The organism is Candidatus Blochmanniella chromaiodes str. 640, from assembly GCF_000331065.1.
Taxonomy (GTDB): Bacteria; Pseudomonadota; Gammaproteobacteria; order Enterobacterales; family Enterobacteriaceae; genus Blochmanniella; species Blochmanniella pennsylvanica.
On sequence record NC_020075.1, the window covers coordinates 500,729 to 516,861 of the forward strand.

Sequence of the window (16,133 nt, forward strand, 5' to 3'; positions counted from 1 at the left end):
CTAAAATAACTCTCGAAAGTTCGTTACATACACATACCGTTCATATATCCAAAATATAATTCAAAATAAAAACTAGTTCTTCATTTTTTAATAAAATGAATTTATAATTGTATTTTTCTTTTTAAGATTTACAATCTCTAAAGAAATAACTAATTCAAATAAATACATTTTCTAGATGCATGCACATATATACTTAATTTTAAAAAATTTTATTCGCTGCAAAATTACATAAACAATTTAATATGTGCTATACACAAATATGTATGCATGCTATTTTATGAAAATAGATCTTTAAAAATATAGATGATCGTAACAATTAATATTGTAAATATACGTTAATACATTTTAATTATGCCGTTTATATGATGTCAACTACATATGAGAAAACTTCCGGTTTTTAATTACTCTTTCTTAAGCCCACGATTTTGGTTAATCTGGATAGGTATAGGAACATTATATATTTTAGTATTGCTCCCTTATCCTGTCATACATTATCTTGGTACTAGAATTGGTCGTATTACAAAATATTTTATGACAAACCGCATGCGCATTATTCGTAGAAACTTAGAACTCTGTTTCCCTAATTTACCAAGTCAAGAACAAAAAAATTTGTTCAACAAAAATTGTGAATCGATAGGTATGGGGGTTTTTGAAACTGGCATGGCTTGGTTTTGGTCAGAACATAGAATTAAACGCTGGTTTAAAATTAATGGACTAGACAGTATAACCAAAGCACGAAAAAAAAATCAAGGCATATTACTAATTGGGATGCATTTTTTTACTCTAGAATTAGGTGCACGAATTTTAGGTATGCTAAATCCAGGCATTGGTGTCTACCGTCCTAATAATAATCCATTATTAAACTGGTTACAAACCAAGGGACGATTAAGATCGAATAAAACCATGTTGGACCGTACTAATATTAAAGGCATGATCAAAGCTTTGCAACACGGTGAAATCGTCTGGTATGCACCAGATCATGATTATGGATATAAAAACAGTGTATTTACCCCCTTATTCGCAGTGTCAAATGCAGCGAGTACTATCGGTACTTATATACTCACAAAAATAGCCAAACCTGCAATTGTTCCTTTTGTGGCACGCAGATTACCTAATGTTCTCGGATATGAACTACTAATTTTGCCAAATCAACAAAATGAAATACCTTTAGACACAAATATCAACATGATCAAACATATTAATAAAGTAATCGAACAAGTCATTTTACTAGCCCCTGACCAATATATGTGGTTGCACCGTCGATTTAAAACCCGTCCTCCTGGAGAATCTCCTTTATATTAATTAAACGAAAAAAATCAAACAACTTATTGCAAGCCGATAAAATTACTCATATTATATAAATTATTATTGGTATACATGCAGATACTAAAAATATGCGTAATTTATCCATCTCATTTCATAATTAAATAATTATTTAAATCACATCATATAATAAAATATTTCTATTTAACTAAATAATCATTTTTTGAAATTAATAAAAATTATATTATTATATACCGCTGCAATTTCATGCAATTTTTTGATATAATGAGAGGTTACATGGATTGATTATAAATTAAAATTAAACGTTCCTAAGAATTTTTTAAATAATTTCTACAACGCTATTAATCATAATATAAAAACAACAAAACACATATTTTTTTAAACAATATAAATAAATATGAACACAAAAATATATTTTTATAATATAATATTTTTTATTATTGGTTTACATCAGTATTTAGCTACTGCTACTGTTTATACATTACCTGATAACAATAATAGACTAATAGGCGAAAATATTGAAATTTTCACACCTAAAAACAATACATATTCTCTTGAGTATTTTTCTGCACAATTTCAAGTAGGAATGAGCAACATGTTAGAAGCTAATCCTGACGTCGATGTATATCTTCCAGATTCAGAAAAAAAATTAATAATTCCACATCAATTAATTTTACCAAATACGCCTCATTCAGGTATTGTTATTAACAACGCTGAAATGCGATTATACTATTATCCTGAAAAAAAAAATACTGTAATTGTGTTACCGATAGCTATCGGAACCATTAAAAATGCAACACCATCACATTGGATAACCTCAATAACACATAAAAAAAAATCCAATTTGGATCCCTACCAAAAGTATGCGTGATGAATACATTAAACATGGAGAAATCCTACCTACCATATTTCCGGCTGGATCTAGTAATCCTATGGGGCTGTATGCTTTATACTTAGAAAAAAATTACGCAATCCACGGCACTAATAGGAATTTCGGAATCGGCCTTAGAATAACTCGAGGCTGCATAAGATTACGCCCTGAAGATATTGAATACCTATTCAACATTGTCCCCGTCGGTACTAAAGTACAATTTATAAATGAACCTGTGAAAAGTACTGTTGAAAAAAATGGTATGCGGTATTTAGAAATTCATAATCCGTTGTCTTGTAACAAAGACAAAAAAAGATCAGAAGCATCGATAATAGCACATTTAGAACAAAAAATACGATCTATATTAATAAATGATTCCAACGTAGATTATGAAATAATTAACAAAGCATTAAAAGATCGTTCCGGTATACCGATAAACATTACACGTAAACTTACCAACAATGAAAATAAATAATTATTAGTAAATAACTATCCATATTAAACATAATGGCATCGTACTGCAAATACATACTAGCAATTATCAAATCAATTTATTTTTGAATAAAAACCATTTTTAATATTTAAAAAATTTTTATCACACATAGTACTATAGCAAAAAACTACCCGGGACGAGATTTGAACTCGTACAGTCAAAGCCGAGGGATTTTAAGTCCCTTGTGTCTACCAATTCCACCACCCGGGCTGTTCAGATAAAAAGACGCGTCTCGGAATTGAACCGAGATATACGGATTTGCAATCCGATGCATGACCACTCTGCCAACGCGCCTCACAAAAAATATTAACCAGACATACAACAAAATACAAACCCTATCAACATAACCAAATTTTAATCTCATATATTCTTCAGTAACAATTTAAATTGTTACTGATCAACTTAACAATAACAGACCTATAGCAATTTCACACCATCCTTTTATTTAAAAAGGATATAATCCTTATATGATATAGATTCAATTATCAACATGATCTTCATCGTATTGGCATCAGTGATCAAATTCAAATTGTATTTTTATCTTTAAATAAGTGTACGTTTTCTATATAAGTAATATACATACTTAATGCTAGAATATAATGTAAGTTTACATAAATAACCCTATATTATATATAGATAGCGGTCAATGCCAGTCCAATTTTTCAAATAAATACAATTACATGCTCACCTTAAAATTATAATCTATATAAATAAAAATCAATAATTAAACAAGTCATAACGCACAATATATAAATATTGGCACATAGACCAAAATGTCAACAACACTGAAACATATAACGCAACAATGCCTATAATTACTATCCATTCATCAGAGCTCCATAGTAATGCAGTTAAAGCCAACATTTGTACAAATGTTTTGATTTTGCTAATCCATAAAACCCCAATTCCGTTACGACTACCAATTGCAGCTACCCATTCACGCAATGCTAATATAATCACTTCGCGAATAATTATAATGGACGCCGGTAATGTGACCCACCACGTATGAAAATGCTCAGCTATTAAAACAAGTGCTGCAACTATCATAACTTTATCTGCTACTGGATCTAAAAATTTACCAAAGCTAGTAGTTTGTTTCCAACGACGAGCCAAAAACCCATCAAACCAATCTGTAACAGCCGCAACAAAAAACATAATGGTACATATCATCGGCGCCCACCTTACAGGTAAATAAAACATTACCGTAAAAAACGGTACCATGACAACACGTAATAAAGTAAGATACGTAGGTATATTAATAATATCCATAATAACAAAAAACAATTAATTTAACAAAATTAAAATGTTAGCTCTTAAAAGAGCTATAATCGTACAAATACATACTCCATTCTTTATACATATAAAGAATTTTACATAATAACATTATTCACCATCAATATAATTGATACACTTAATTAGATAAAGAACTACTCATTTAACCTATAACCAATATTCTTATAACATACAATTGAAATGTAGTATCCATGTATTTAATAAACTACATCGTTGCAACCTTACATCATAAAATATTTATAAAATACATAATCATCAATTTTTCTATTATTATGTGATATCATAGAATATGAAGACCATAGTATTCTACTGCTGTACATACAATACTTGTGAATTACTGTAATTAATTGGGCTGTCTTTAACTCATTAAATAACCAATTACACATAGTAATATATAAAGAATAAATAATCAAAATTCAATTTAGTTACTAACATAGTATCATATATTTTAAAAATATAATTGGGTCGTTAGCTCAATATGGCAGAGCAGTTGACTCTTAATCAATTGGTTGTAGGTTCAAATCCTACACGACCCAATCAATGAAACACTGCAATATCTGCTAACATTTTCAGTAAGTTAGAAAAACCTTTTAAAATTTTCAACATAAATATATATCTACGAAATAACTAAAATATTAGAGCAAAAACTTTAATAATTACTTCTGAATGCATGCTCTTAAAATAGTATAAATGAAAAACCACATATTAATCATCAAAATAACTACTTTTCAAAAAGTATATTTACTTATACAAATTCTTAAAAAATAACAAAAATATTGGTTCTATCACATTCCATTAGTACAAAAAATATCATTATACTTTAAATCTCCGGAGGAGTAGAGATTCGAACTCTAGAATGCTTTACATTACCGATTTTCAAGACCGGCGCCTTAAACCACTCGGCCACTCCTCCATAAGATTTGAAATAATAAATTATTTTATCATTTTTTTTTATACATACAATAAATACATTATACTTCTACGTATAGCAAAAAATTAAATGGTTTAAATTATTAATTTAATACTGAAATCAATACTGAATTATAAAAAAAATAATTCCTATAAACAAAAAGACCATATTTAAAAACATTATTATTAACCTATATCAAGTATATATTACATCTAAATATAAACACTATTTTAGTCTCCGCGCATTATTATTGAATAATAATAATAAATTTATTAAGTAATTAAGGAATAACTCTATGAAATATAATCAAATTAATGCTAATATTGACATGCAAGGATATTTAATTCACCTTGAAGATTGGAATGAAGAAATTGCAATTAATATTGCTAAATTAGAAGGCATTACACTGAATACAATACATTGGGAAATTATATATTTTGTACGAAAATTTTATATGGAATTTAATTCCCTACCAAAAATTCGAATACTAATCAATGCTATAGCGCTTAAACATGGTAAAGAAAAAGGAAATAGCCAATACCTTGCTCGTTTATTTCGACAAGGATCTGCAGTTCAAAAAATTGCAAAAATTTCTGGCCTTCCTAAACCCGTTAAATGCTTATAATACAATAAGCACAATTTTAATTTAGAATAAATTGTTTTATTAAATATTTTTGACATTAAAATAGAGGGCTGTTAAATTTATTTAACATAAAAAACAAATTGTTTATTTACATCAAATCTACTTAATAATAATTTACCCTTGATTTTATCATCTTATCCCATATCTATCCTATTATTTCCGGTAGATGACATTTAATAGGGGAGGGTTATGATAGCTAGCAAATTTGGAATAGGACAACAAGTACGGCATAAATTATTAGGATATTTAGGAGTAATAATAGATATAGATCCAGAATATTCTCTTGAAAAACCTACATTAGATGAAATTACAAAAAATGACACCCTACGTAAATCTCCCTGGTATCATGTTGTTATGGAAGATGAAGAAGGAAAACCCATGCATACCTACTTAGCAGAAGTACAACTAGGGTATGAGAACATACTAACACATCCAGAACAAACAACTTTAGATGAGCTTTCTGAATCTATTCGTTTACAACTACAAACACCAAGATTAAGAAATTAATCTTCATATCCAAGAAACTTTTTATGTATATATGAAAAAATTATCAAATATATTATATTTCCTATACAAAATAGGTTTATTTTAAACACTTTTTTCAAATGGTTATATTTATAATATAATATAGCCATTTGAATTCAAAAATATCTTAAATATTAAACATATCTATTATTTGATATCAAATTCAAATAATAATTTAATCGTAATAATTAATTTCTAATAATACCTATATGCAACATAACTCTTATCTTCATAGCCTATAAGAAACTCTCACTCGAACATATCAATTGATGCTTAAAGCATTTTATTACCACATATTAATTATAATAAATATTAATTAATATATCTTGTCAGAATTTAGATTCACATTATATCTAATATAGAACTATATTTTTAATAAAACATAATATATATATTAATTATCTTTAATAAAAATATATTTTTTAAGAAATATATATTTATAAAATCACACACCATTAAATCATGTTTGATATCAAAAATAATCATTTTTATATTAAAGTAATATATATTAAATATAATTACGCGCACTTAAATAGATTCATATATGTTTAATAAACAATAATATTTTCAGATTAAAATAAATATATTAGAATAATTCATAAAATGAACATAAGATTTCAAATCTTATTAAAACATAATGACTTAAACTTTTTATCAAAAAAATTTAATCATTTGATAAAATCACTAAATATATAGTGCAATAAATATTATTCATTATATACATACACACACGCGGAATATAATCAGATTTAATAATTTGATATTTTATATTGTACGAAATGAGAAAATATATTCATAAGATGAGATGTACTATGCTTAATAAACGTGAATACTATACAAAAGAAGATTTATTAGCTTCCAGCAGGGGTGAATTATTTGGAAAAAACGGACCTACACTACCCGCTCCTAACATGCTGATGATGGATCGAGTAATAAAAATGACTAAAAATGGAGGAAATTATAATAAAGGATTTATAGAAGCAGAATTAGATATTCAATCAGATATGTGGTTTTTTAATTGTCATTTTATAAAAGATCCAGTTATGCCGGGATGTTTAGGATTGGATGCTATGTGGCAATTAGTAGGATTTTACCTTGGTTGGCTCGGAGGAGAAGGTAAAGGACGCGCTTTAGGAGTAAAAGAGGTTAAATTTACTGGCCAAATTTTACCTACATCTAAAAAAGTTACTTATTTTATTCATTTTCGAAGAATCATCAACAGAAAACTAATTATGGGCATGGCTGATGGTGAAGTATCATGTGATGGAAAAATAATTTATACTGCAACTGATTTAAAAGTTGGATTATTTAAGAATTCTACAGTATTCTAAAATATTTAGATATAAAATATAAAAATATTTTTGCATATTAATGTACCTCTATTAACTAACTCCATCAAAATTTAACTTATTTCATATAAAAGACGCAACTATTGTATATTACAACAACTAACAATATATATATTATTATAATAATAAGCATATCTCTGATTAATAATTTATTAAGTTGTAACAATTATCTATATCTGATTACGAGTGTACTTAAAGAAATAAAAAATTGTGAGCTATATAGCTATATACTATTTCAAATACAATTATCAGTATATGATGTTTAATATTTACAATATAACTAAAAAATTAAAATATTATTAGTCTAAAAATCAGGAGACTATAAAATGAATGTAGTATCAGTAGTAGATATACTAAGTGGTCATGTATCAAAAAATACTGAAATTACTATACAAGGTTGGATTCGAACCCGACGAGATTCTAAAGCTAAAATCTCCTTCCTAGATTTATACGATGGTTCATGTATCAACTCGTTACAAATAATTGCGTATGATAAGTTACATAACTATAAAAATGAGATATTGCGTTTAACTAGTGGTTGCTCAGTTATAATTGTGGGAATAATAGTTAAATCCATTGGTATAAAACAACATGTTGAAGTAATTGCAAAAAACATTAAAATATTAGGATGGATAGAAGATCCTAGTACTTACCCAATAACTGCTAAAAAACATACTATGGAATATCTACGTGAAGTTTCTCATCTGAGAGCACGTACTAATACAATTGGTGCCGTTGCTCGCATCAGAGACACATTATCACAAGCTATTCATAACTTTTTGCATAAACAAGGATTTATATGGATTCCTACTCCTATAATTACTGCATGTGACACTGAAGGAAGTAGCAAAATGTTCCGCGTATCTACTTCAGAAACTCAAAAAATTTTAAATAATCCAAACGAAAAATTACATCATACTCACGACACCTATGACTTTTTCAGTAAAAAAGCTTTTTTAACAGTATCAGGTCAATTAAATGCAGAAGCTTATGCTTGTGCGCTATCAAAAGTATATACTTTTGGTCCAACTTTTAGAGCAGAATATTCCAATACTAATCGACATTTAGCTGAATTTTGGATGATAGAACCAGAAGCTGCATTTATGACTTTAGATGATATCATTATTTTAGCAGAATCTTTACTTAAAAACATCATCGGAATACTCCTTGAAAAACGTTCCGACGATATAAAATACTTAGTTGATAAAATAAATAAAAATATTATTACTATTCTGGAAAATTTCTCTGAGATTAAATTCAATCATATAGAATATACTGACGCAATAAAATTACTAGAAATATGCAACAGAAAATTTAATAATCCAATCCACTGGGGAACAGATTTGTTCTCTGAACATGAAAAATATCTGTCGGAAGAATATTTCAAATCTCCAGTAATAATAAAAAACTTTCCAAAAAACATCAAAGCTTTCTACATGCGTTTAAACGATGATAATAAAACTGTGGCATCTATGGATATTTTAGTTCCCGGGATCGGTGAAATAATTGGAGGTTCTCAGCGAGAAGAAAGATTATCAAAATTAGATCAAAGATTACAAGAAAACTGTTTAACACAAGAAAATTATTGGTGGTATCGTGATCTACGCCGCTACGGAACAGTGCCTCATTCAGGGTTCGGATTAGGTTTTGAAAGATTAATGATATATGTAACAGGAATAAAAAATATTAGAGATGTCATTCCATTTCCCAGAACCTCAAAAAACATTAATTTTTGACAAAATCTATAGGCATAGACATAAATACATAAACAAAATAAATCTAATTATATAATGCTTAAAAATAATTCATATATACATATATTATATGTATGATTATATATTTACATTCTTATATTATTAAAATTGAAAATTTCAATATAAATAATTGGAAAAACATAATAATTTTTGATATAAATAAAATATTCTGCATATTATAATAAATACGGATGCATGTTATGTTTAAATCTATTAAAATGGCACCTGATGATCCAATTCTTGGTTTATCAGAAATTTATGATGCTGATGAACGAAAAAATAAAATTAATCTAGGAATAGGAGTATATATCGATAAACTGAAAAATACTCCTGTCTTAACTAGCGTCAAGCAAGCTGAAGAATGGTTATTAAAACATGAAATCAGTAAAAATTATCTTAGCATAGAGGGTTTACATTCCTTTAATACTGCAACTCAATATTTATTATTTGGAACAGATGATAATTCTATTATTTCAAAAAAATGTATGCGAACTGTTCAAGCTCCTGGAGGGACTGGTGCGTTACGTATTGCAGCTGAATTTATAGTAAAAAATACTAATTCTAAACGCATATGGATTAGTTCTCCTACTTGGATTAATCATAGAAATATTTTCCTTGCTGCAGGATTAAAAGTATATACTTATCCTTATTATAATAGTGTCACTAATTCACTAAGTTTTAATGAATTATATTCAAGTTTGAAAGACGTTAATCCTAATGATGTCGTATTATTCCATGGTTGCTGTCATAATCCTACAGGAATTGACCCTAACGCTGAACAATGGAGTATATTATCGGAATTATCAGCAAAAAAACAATGGCTACCTTTATTTGATCTAGCTTATCAAGGATTTTCGCGTGGTTTACAAGAAGATCTTGAAGGTTTATATATTTTCTGTAAAAAAAATTCAGAGTTGATAGTATGTAATTCTTATTCAAAAAACTTCGGTTTATATAATGAACGGGTAGGAGCGTGTACTGTAATCACTAATAATAATAAAAATGCTGAACACGCATTAAGTCAATTACGCGTTATTATTCGCGGAAATTATTCCAATCCACCAGCTCATGGAGCATCCGTTGTATCTTTGATATTAAATAACAAAACTTTGCGATCTACATGGGAAAAAGAACTCAAAAACATGCGAGAAAGCATCAATCATATGAGAAAATTATTTGCAAACACTTTGCAAACTAATGATAAAAATAGAGATTTCAGTTTTATTGAGCGACAATGCGGTATGTTTTCTTTTATGGGTTTAAATGAAAATCAAGTGATAAGATTAAGAAATCAATTTGGTATCTACCTAGTAGGAGCGGGTAGAATTAATTTATCTGGGTTATCAGATGACAACATCAATTATGTCAGCAATTCTATAATTAAAACTTTACAAACAACAGCATAACCATCTCGGTGATAAGATGGTTGGTGGATATTTAATGCATTTATTTTAATTAAAATAAATGCATTAAATATTTATAAAAAACAAATAATAAATCGGCGTACACGCATCGGCCTTTTTTAAATTTAAAGAATTTCTCTCCCATGAGAGAATCATAAATTTTTACTGTTCTATGATATAGCATGTGTTATGTAAATATTATTTAAACGCTCATAACCCAACGTCGAGCTGCTACCATGTCCCGGTAAAAAAAGAATATCATCTCCCAATGGAAACAATTTAGTCTTAATAGAATTCATTAAGACTGCAATATTCCCTCCGGGCAAATCCGTGCGACCAATACTTTTTTTAAATAATACATCTCCCATCACCATAAATTTTCGTATTTTATTCCAAAATACTATGTGCCCCGGAGAATGTCCTGGACAATGTAATATATCAAAAACTTCGCGGCCCACTTGTACTGTATCACCATCTTCTAGCCAAATATCTGGGATAACCGCAGTAGTACTATTGTTAGGCAGATCTATATCTAATATTCTGCATTGAACAGACAAATTATCTAACAACGATTGATCAGCTTTATTTGGGCCTATTATTGGAATTTTATAATATTGTCGTAACTCCATAGCGCTACCAACATGATCAAAGTGACCATGAGTCAATAAAATTTTATTTACCTTTACTCCTAATTTATCTATTTCTGACCGTAATTTATCACTTTCTCCTCCAGGATCTACTAAAACTGCTTCATGTGTTACTTCGCACCAAATTATTGAACAATTTTGATGAAAAGGAGTAACTGGTATAATATTATATCGCATATCTATTCCATTATCGTGTATATCTATTTCTAAAAATTAATAATTATTCTAATATTATTCTTACAACACGAATCTAACCCTCACAAATCATACTTATAACACAATCACATTGTGAAAATTAAATATTAAATTCTACAATAAAAAACAAATTATAAAGAAATCACATATTCACTATAACCAAAAATTTTTAAAAACACGAACGGTCTCAAACATTCAAATATAATAACTATATCCCGCATTACTAATTTATATTAATCATTCTACATCATCTATATTAGATGCGATATTAAATCCTCCATCAACATAAATTATTTCACCAGTAATACCAGATGATAAATCAGAACATAAAAATACAGCAACATTTCCAATTTCATCGATAGAAATATTACGACGCATCGGTGATTGCCTTTGATAACACAACAACATCTTTTTAAAATTCTTAATACCAGAGGACGCCAAAGTGCGAACAGGACCGCAAGAAATCGCATTAACGCGAATACCTTTTTTTGGTCCCATGGCATTGGCCATATAACGAGTATTCGCTTCCAATGAAGCCTTAGCTAATCCCATTACATTGTAATAAGGAGTAGCACGCATAGCACCTAAATAAGTCAATGTAACCAAGGATGCGCTATTGTTAAGCATGTTTTCGCATGCTTTAGCTATTCCTACAAAGCTATAAGAACTAATAACATGAGATAATGTAAACCCTTCACGAGTAACAGTATCTACATAATCACCTTTCAATTGATCAGTAGGAGCAAACGCTATCGCATGTATAAAACCATCGAACGTCGACCACTTTTTTCTCAACTCAACAAATAATTTATCTATATAAGAATCTTCGGATACATCACACGGTAATACAATATTAGAATCAAAATTTTTAGACAGATTTTGTACTCTCAATTTCAATTTATCGGTATGGTAAGTAAAAGCTAATTCAGCACCTTCTCTATGTAAGGCCTGCGCTATACCGTAAGCTATAGATTTATTGTTAGCTACACCGGTAACTAAAATTCGCTTATTACTAAGCAATGCCATGTTTGTATCTCCAAAATATAAAGTTTTTTATAACCAATATTTAAAATATATAATCAATACATCAATCATTTAAAATTAATTGTAACAAATATTATTGCATTTTTATAAACTTGTCTATTATTACAGCAACATCGTTTTCAATCTTAATTATATAAGTTACTAATAAAAAATTCATAAAACATTACTACTGTCATAATAATCATATCTACAAACTGTATGTTTCATTACCATTGAAATCTACGTTTGCCATATCACAAACATCAATATGAATTTCAACCATAATAAACCATTCTCGTGTCATGCCCCAACTCTATTTTGCGATAATTAATTAATGATCATTAATTAAAATATACTAGTATATTTTAATTAAAAACATACACCATCCGCTTCTATGCAACCACCACAACTATCAAAAAATTTATTAAAAAATTATATTTGTAAACAATCTATCAAATCATTATTACTCATCATTCATCTTAAAAATTTTTAAATACTCTGTATTATATCTGTCGCGATATATTTAACCAAAATTTTATTAATTATATTGTTGTAAAGTCTCAAATTAAATTTGACTTACTCATTAGTGTATCTCAAAAATATTAATTTTGAGATAAATCCAGATCTGTATAATCACTGTAGACACTCTAAATTATAAAATACAGATATATGTAGAAAATAATTATTACATTTATAATTACATAATCGCTATTAATTGCGAATAATATTTCTAATCATTGTTATATTAAGACGCAATTTAAATCTGAGTATATATCAAATGGATCATGCACGGATTCTTTTTTCATTTCTATATAAAATTAAAATAAATTATCTAAAAAAATCAATCACATTTTAATACTTCTATTATTCATTTCTATTATTTAACATAAATTAATATCACATATCAATTTTTTTATTTTTACCTAAAAACAGAATTTATCATTCTATTAGTTTATACTTTTATATTTTTATAGTTTATATGTTAATGTAAAAACAAAAAATAGAAAATAAAATCTTATACAATTAGGATTGTATTAGTTCCTTAAACCTGTTTGTTCATAACAAACAACATAAAAATTTTACTAAAATCATTTTATTTATTTATATTAATAATATAAACACTCAAATCTGCAATACCATCATCTTTTAACAATAAATATCCAATAAAATCTCTGCATACAGATATTAACTAATTTCATAAACTGTTGTACTAATTTCATATCTAAAAAATTACAAACATATGATATTTTCTCTATCCACAATCATTTATTCTTTTTTATAATAGGCACAATTAAATATCAAAGTATTTATTTTCTCTGTAATTACAAACATATATTAAAATAAATACCAATTATGTATATCATTCCTATTTGTTTTAAAAAATTTTAATTAAATCAATAATCTGCAATAGATATTCATAAATGTTATTAAATACATTATACTAATATAACTTCAAAATTCAAAAAGATATTAATATTTAAAATTGTAGATACAAGTTGTAATTGTCTGATTTAATATCATCTTTTCATATAGTTTTTAATAAAACTCACTAAAAAGAACAACACTAACAAATATTATTTGTAATATAAATAACACATATAATATATGTTATAAAAAAATTAAACAATTATACGTATGGCAATGATATTAAATATCGAAATTATTAATTAACAAAGTTATCGCACTATAACAAACATAATACAGATATTTGTATATATAACATATTTTATACTTCAATACTATTATTGAGAAACTATCAATGCTTTAATAAAAATAAACATTCTTGATGACATCTTGAGAGAGGCAATAACATGCGACTTAGGCGGGTAACAGAAGCAAGATTACCAACACTTTGGGGAAATTTTTTAATAGTAGGATTTGAAGAAAATTTCACTGGGCATAATCATGTTGCATTAATATATGGAAATATCACTGGACCAGATCCAGTATTAACACGAATACATTCTGAATGTTTAACAGGAGATGCTTTATTTAGTTCACGTTGTGATTGTGGATTTCAATTACAAACCGCATTACATTGTATTACAGAAGAAAAACGCGGTATTCTAATTTATCATCGGCAAGAAGGACGTAATATCGGATTATTGAATAAAATTCGTGCTTATGCATTGCAAGATAGCGGAGCTGATACAGTAGAGGCAAACCAATGTTTAGGTTTTGCTCCTGACGAAAGAGACTTTACTATTTGCGCAGATATTTTAAAATTACTGCGCGTAAAAAAAATACGTATTTTAACTAATAACCCAAAAAAAGTAGAAATCTTAAATAAATCATGTATTAATATTACAGAAAGAGTTCCGTTAATTGTAGGAAGAAACCCAGAAAACTCTAGATATTTAGATACCAAAGCATCTAAATTGGGACATTTATTTTATAGTTATCATAAATAAAAATTATAAACGTGATAACGAAAAAAGCAAAAATGTTTTTATGTAGCAAATTTATTAGTTACTTCTGTATATACAAAATAACAATACGCGCATGCTCTATCTACTTGAGCAAATCTTCTTTTCTTCAATCAAGAAAATTATAATTTTAAATATCAGTATTTAATTTAAATGAAATATACAAAATTAAATCCATTTAATTCACATAATAAAATCTATCCAAATTTTTTATAAGTTGTATTTTTAAAAAATCATTTTTTATTTATTCTTTTATAGAAAAAGACCACGACTTTAATTATAAGTCTATTCTAAATAAAAATAACTAAAAAAAATAATAATCTATTGATAAACAATATTTAAATTTAATTAATTTTAATATACACCAACTTATCATAAATTACACATACTTTCAAAGTATGAAAAATATCCACAAACATAATATCTTTCTTTTATTCAAAAAACTATTACCTTTCAAATTCGTTAAATAATACATACACCACAATTAAAGTCTTATTTATTGCATCAAATACAACCCCTTTATTAACATATTAATTCATTCCAATTTAACTATACCAAATTTAAAAATCATATACTCCTGTGTATAAAAACATGTTATCCTTGTATTCAGAACTTATTCGTATCATATGCGTAATCTATATATGTTTTAATTATGACTCCCTATTATCTAAAATAGATTACATACTTGAATATCCATCCATATTCAAACATTTATTTTAATTTCGAATACCCAACCCAAATATATTCAAAAAATAATTCTTGATCCAAATAATCGATCATCTACAAACAAAAGCAACTTTAAATTATTATAATAAGCAATCAATTCTATCCTACTCCACACATAAATTCTTTGATAATATTACCATTACATAAATTTTCCAATTTTTTCTCTATAGAACACAACTAATATTTAGTTGTTAACTAACCTTAATTAAAACTACTTCACATATCTCCGCTGTGTATATACAATAAAATTGATGCTATACAACTCTGAAATTTCAAATAATTTACTTACTACTAATATTTTCTGTTTTAAAATACATAAAACCACAATTTTAAAAAATAACTCTATCAATATAAATTCATTAACAAACAACTATTTCTATAATAACATAGTTATTAGCATTTTTTGTTTCACAATTAATAATAAAACATATCAAAATATAAGTTAAAATATTTCATTCATATATAAAAATAATAATTATAGACTTAATTTAAAGTTTATTATATAATATTATTTTGGGGTATCAACTATCATCAATTTATTTTAAAAATCCTCTAAAAATAATATATTCAACTTTATAGTAACATTGACTA

General features: G+C 27.0%; 10 protein-coding genes, 4 tRNA genes and 1 pseudogene. 9 read left to right on the top strand and 6 right to left on the bottom strand.

Going from position 1 to position 16,133, the window contains the following annotated elements; genetic code table 11:
• Positions 1-378 precede the first annotated feature (378 nt).
• Positions 379-1,302 carry an LpxL/LpxP family Kdo(2)-lipid IV(A) lauroyl/palmitoleoyl acyltransferase gene (gene lpxL, locus BCHRO640_RS02105; protein ID WP_015344670.1) on the top strand — a complete coding sequence of 308 codons (924 nt, stop codon included), beginning with the start codon at positions 379-381 and terminating at the stop codon, positions 1,300-1,302.
• 379 nt (positions 1,303-1,681) lie between these two features.
• Positions 1,682-2,630 (top strand): annotated as a pseudogene (locus BCHRO640_RS03400) (L,D-transpeptidase family protein).
• 146 nt (positions 2,631-2,776) lie between these two features.
• Here BCHRO640_RS03400 and BCHRO640_RS02115 read toward each other — a convergent pair.
• The 3 genes from BCHRO640_RS02115 to pgsA form a co-directional block, all read right to left on the bottom strand.
• Positions 2,777-2,858 (bottom strand) — tRNA-Leu (locus BCHRO640_RS02115).
• Positions 2,859-2,871: 13 nt separating this feature from the next.
• Positions 2,872-2,942: transfer RNA gene (locus BCHRO640_RS02120), tRNA-Cys, on the bottom strand.
• Positions 2,943-3,365: 423 nt separating this feature from the next.
• Positions 3,366-3,917 carry a CDP-diacylglycerol--glycerol-3-phosphate 3-phosphatidyltransferase gene (gene pgsA, locus BCHRO640_RS02125; protein ID WP_015344672.1) on the bottom strand — a complete coding sequence of 184 codons (552 nt, stop codon included), beginning with the start codon at positions 3,915-3,917 and terminating at the stop codon, positions 3,366-3,368.
• A 486-nt stretch (positions 3,918-4,403) separates the two neighbouring features.
• On the opposite strand from pgsA, the gene BCHRO640_RS02130 reads away from it, so the two are divergent.
• Positions 4,404-4,477, top strand: a tRNA-Lys gene (locus tag BCHRO640_RS02130).
• A gap of 293 nt (positions 4,478-4,770) precedes the next feature.
• Here BCHRO640_RS02130 and BCHRO640_RS02135 read toward each other — a convergent pair.
• Positions 4,771-4,854, bottom strand: a tRNA-Ser gene (locus BCHRO640_RS02135).
• Positions 4,855-5,146: 292 nt separating this feature from the next.
• On the opposite strand from BCHRO640_RS02135, the gene BCHRO640_RS02140 reads away from it, so the two are divergent.
• The 5 genes from BCHRO640_RS02140 to BCHRO640_RS02160 all read left to right on the top strand — a co-directional run bounded on the left by BCHRO640_RS02140 (position 5,147) and on the right by BCHRO640_RS02160 (position 10,528).
• Positions 5,147-5,476, top strand: a complete 330-nt coding sequence (locus tag BCHRO640_RS02140) for a TusE/DsrC/DsvC family sulfur relay protein (RefSeq protein ID WP_015344673.1) — start codon at positions 5,147-5,149, stop codon at positions 5,474-5,476.
• Positions 5,477-5,683: 207 nt separating this feature from the next.
• Positions 5,684-6,001, top strand: coding sequence for a heat shock protein HspQ (gene hspQ, locus BCHRO640_RS02145; protein ID WP_011282960.1), 318 nt, complete (start codon positions 5,684-5,686; stop codon positions 5,999-6,001).
• An 830-nt stretch (positions 6,002-6,831) separates the two neighbouring features.
• Positions 6,832-7,350, top strand: a complete 519-nt coding sequence (gene fabA, locus BCHRO640_RS02150; protein ID WP_011282961.1) for a bifunctional 3-hydroxydecanoyl-ACP dehydratase/trans-2-decenoyl-ACP isomerase — start codon at positions 6,832-6,834, stop codon at positions 7,348-7,350.
• A gap of 344 nt (positions 7,351-7,694) precedes the next feature.
• Complete coding sequence (gene asnS / locus BCHRO640_RS02155) at positions 7,695-9,104, top strand: asparagine--tRNA ligase (RefSeq protein WP_015344674.1); 1,410 nt, start codon at positions 7,695-7,697, stop codon at positions 9,102-9,104.
• 218 nt (positions 9,105-9,322) lie between these two features.
• A complete protein-coding gene (locus BCHRO640_RS02160; protein WP_015344675.1) occupies positions 9,323-10,528 on the top strand; it encodes an amino acid aminotransferase in 1,206 nt (401 codons plus the stop codon).
• Between the two features lie 167 nt (positions 10,529-10,695).
• Here the strand turns inward: BCHRO640_RS02160 and BCHRO640_RS02165 are convergent, their stop codons facing one another.
• Together BCHRO640_RS02165 and BCHRO640_RS02170 are read right to left on the bottom strand one after the other, a co-directional pair.
• Positions 10,696-11,349, bottom strand: a complete 654-nt coding sequence (locus BCHRO640_RS02165; protein WP_015344676.1) for an MBL fold metallo-hydrolase — start codon at positions 11,347-11,349, stop codon at positions 10,696-10,698.
• Between the two features lie 255 nt (positions 11,350-11,604).
• Complete coding sequence (locus BCHRO640_RS02170) at positions 11,605-12,393, bottom strand: enoyl-ACP reductase FabI (protein WP_015344677.1); 789 nt, start codon at positions 12,391-12,393, stop codon at positions 11,605-11,607.
• 1,808 nt (positions 12,394-14,201) lie between these two features.
• On the opposite strand from BCHRO640_RS02170, the gene ribA reads away from it, so the two are divergent.
• On the top strand, positions 14,202-14,801 hold the full coding sequence (ribA, locus tag BCHRO640_RS02175) for a GTP cyclohydrolase II (RefSeq protein ID WP_015344678.1): 600 nt from the start codon (positions 14,202-14,204) through the stop codon (positions 14,799-14,801).
• The last annotated feature ends 1,332 nt before the right edge of the window (positions 14,802-16,133 follow it).

What these genes read in the sequence shown, in the direction of transcription:
- ribA (WP_015344678.1), top strand. Translation starts at nt 14,202, where the DNA reads ATGCGACTTAGGCGGGTAACAGAAGCAAGATTACCAACACTTTGGGGA.
- asnS (WP_015344674.1), top strand. Translation starts at nt 7,695, where the DNA reads ATGAATGTAGTATCAGTAGTAGATATACTAAGTGGTCATGTATCAAAA.
- lpxL (WP_015344670.1), top strand. Translation starts at nt 379, where the DNA reads ATGAGAAAACTTCCGGTTTTTAATTACTCTTTCTTAAGCCCACGATTT.
- BCHRO640_RS02165 (WP_015344676.1), bottom strand. Translation starts at nt 11,349, where the DNA reads ATGCGATATAATATTATACCAGTTACTCCTTTTCATCAAAATTGTTCA.
- BCHRO640_RS02170 (WP_015344677.1), bottom strand. Translation starts at nt 12,393, where the DNA reads ATGGCATTGCTTAGTAATAAGCGAATTTTAGTTACCGGTGTAGCTAAC.
- hspQ (WP_011282960.1), top strand. Translation starts at nt 5,684, where the DNA reads ATGATAGCTAGCAAATTTGGAATAGGACAACAAGTACGGCATAAATTA.
- pgsA (WP_015344672.1), bottom strand. Translation starts at nt 3,917, where the DNA reads ATGGATATTATTAATATACCTACGTATCTTACTTTATTACGTGTTGTC.
- BCHRO640_RS02160 (WP_015344675.1), top strand. Translation starts at nt 9,323, where the DNA reads ATGTTTAAATCTATTAAAATGGCACCTGATGATCCAATTCTTGGTTTA.
- BCHRO640_RS02140 (WP_015344673.1), top strand. Translation starts at nt 5,147, where the DNA reads ATGAAATATAATCAAATTAATGCTAATATTGACATGCAAGGATATTTA.
- fabA (WP_011282961.1), top strand. Translation starts at nt 6,832, where the DNA reads ATGCTTAATAAACGTGAATACTATACAAAAGAAGATTTATTAGCTTCC.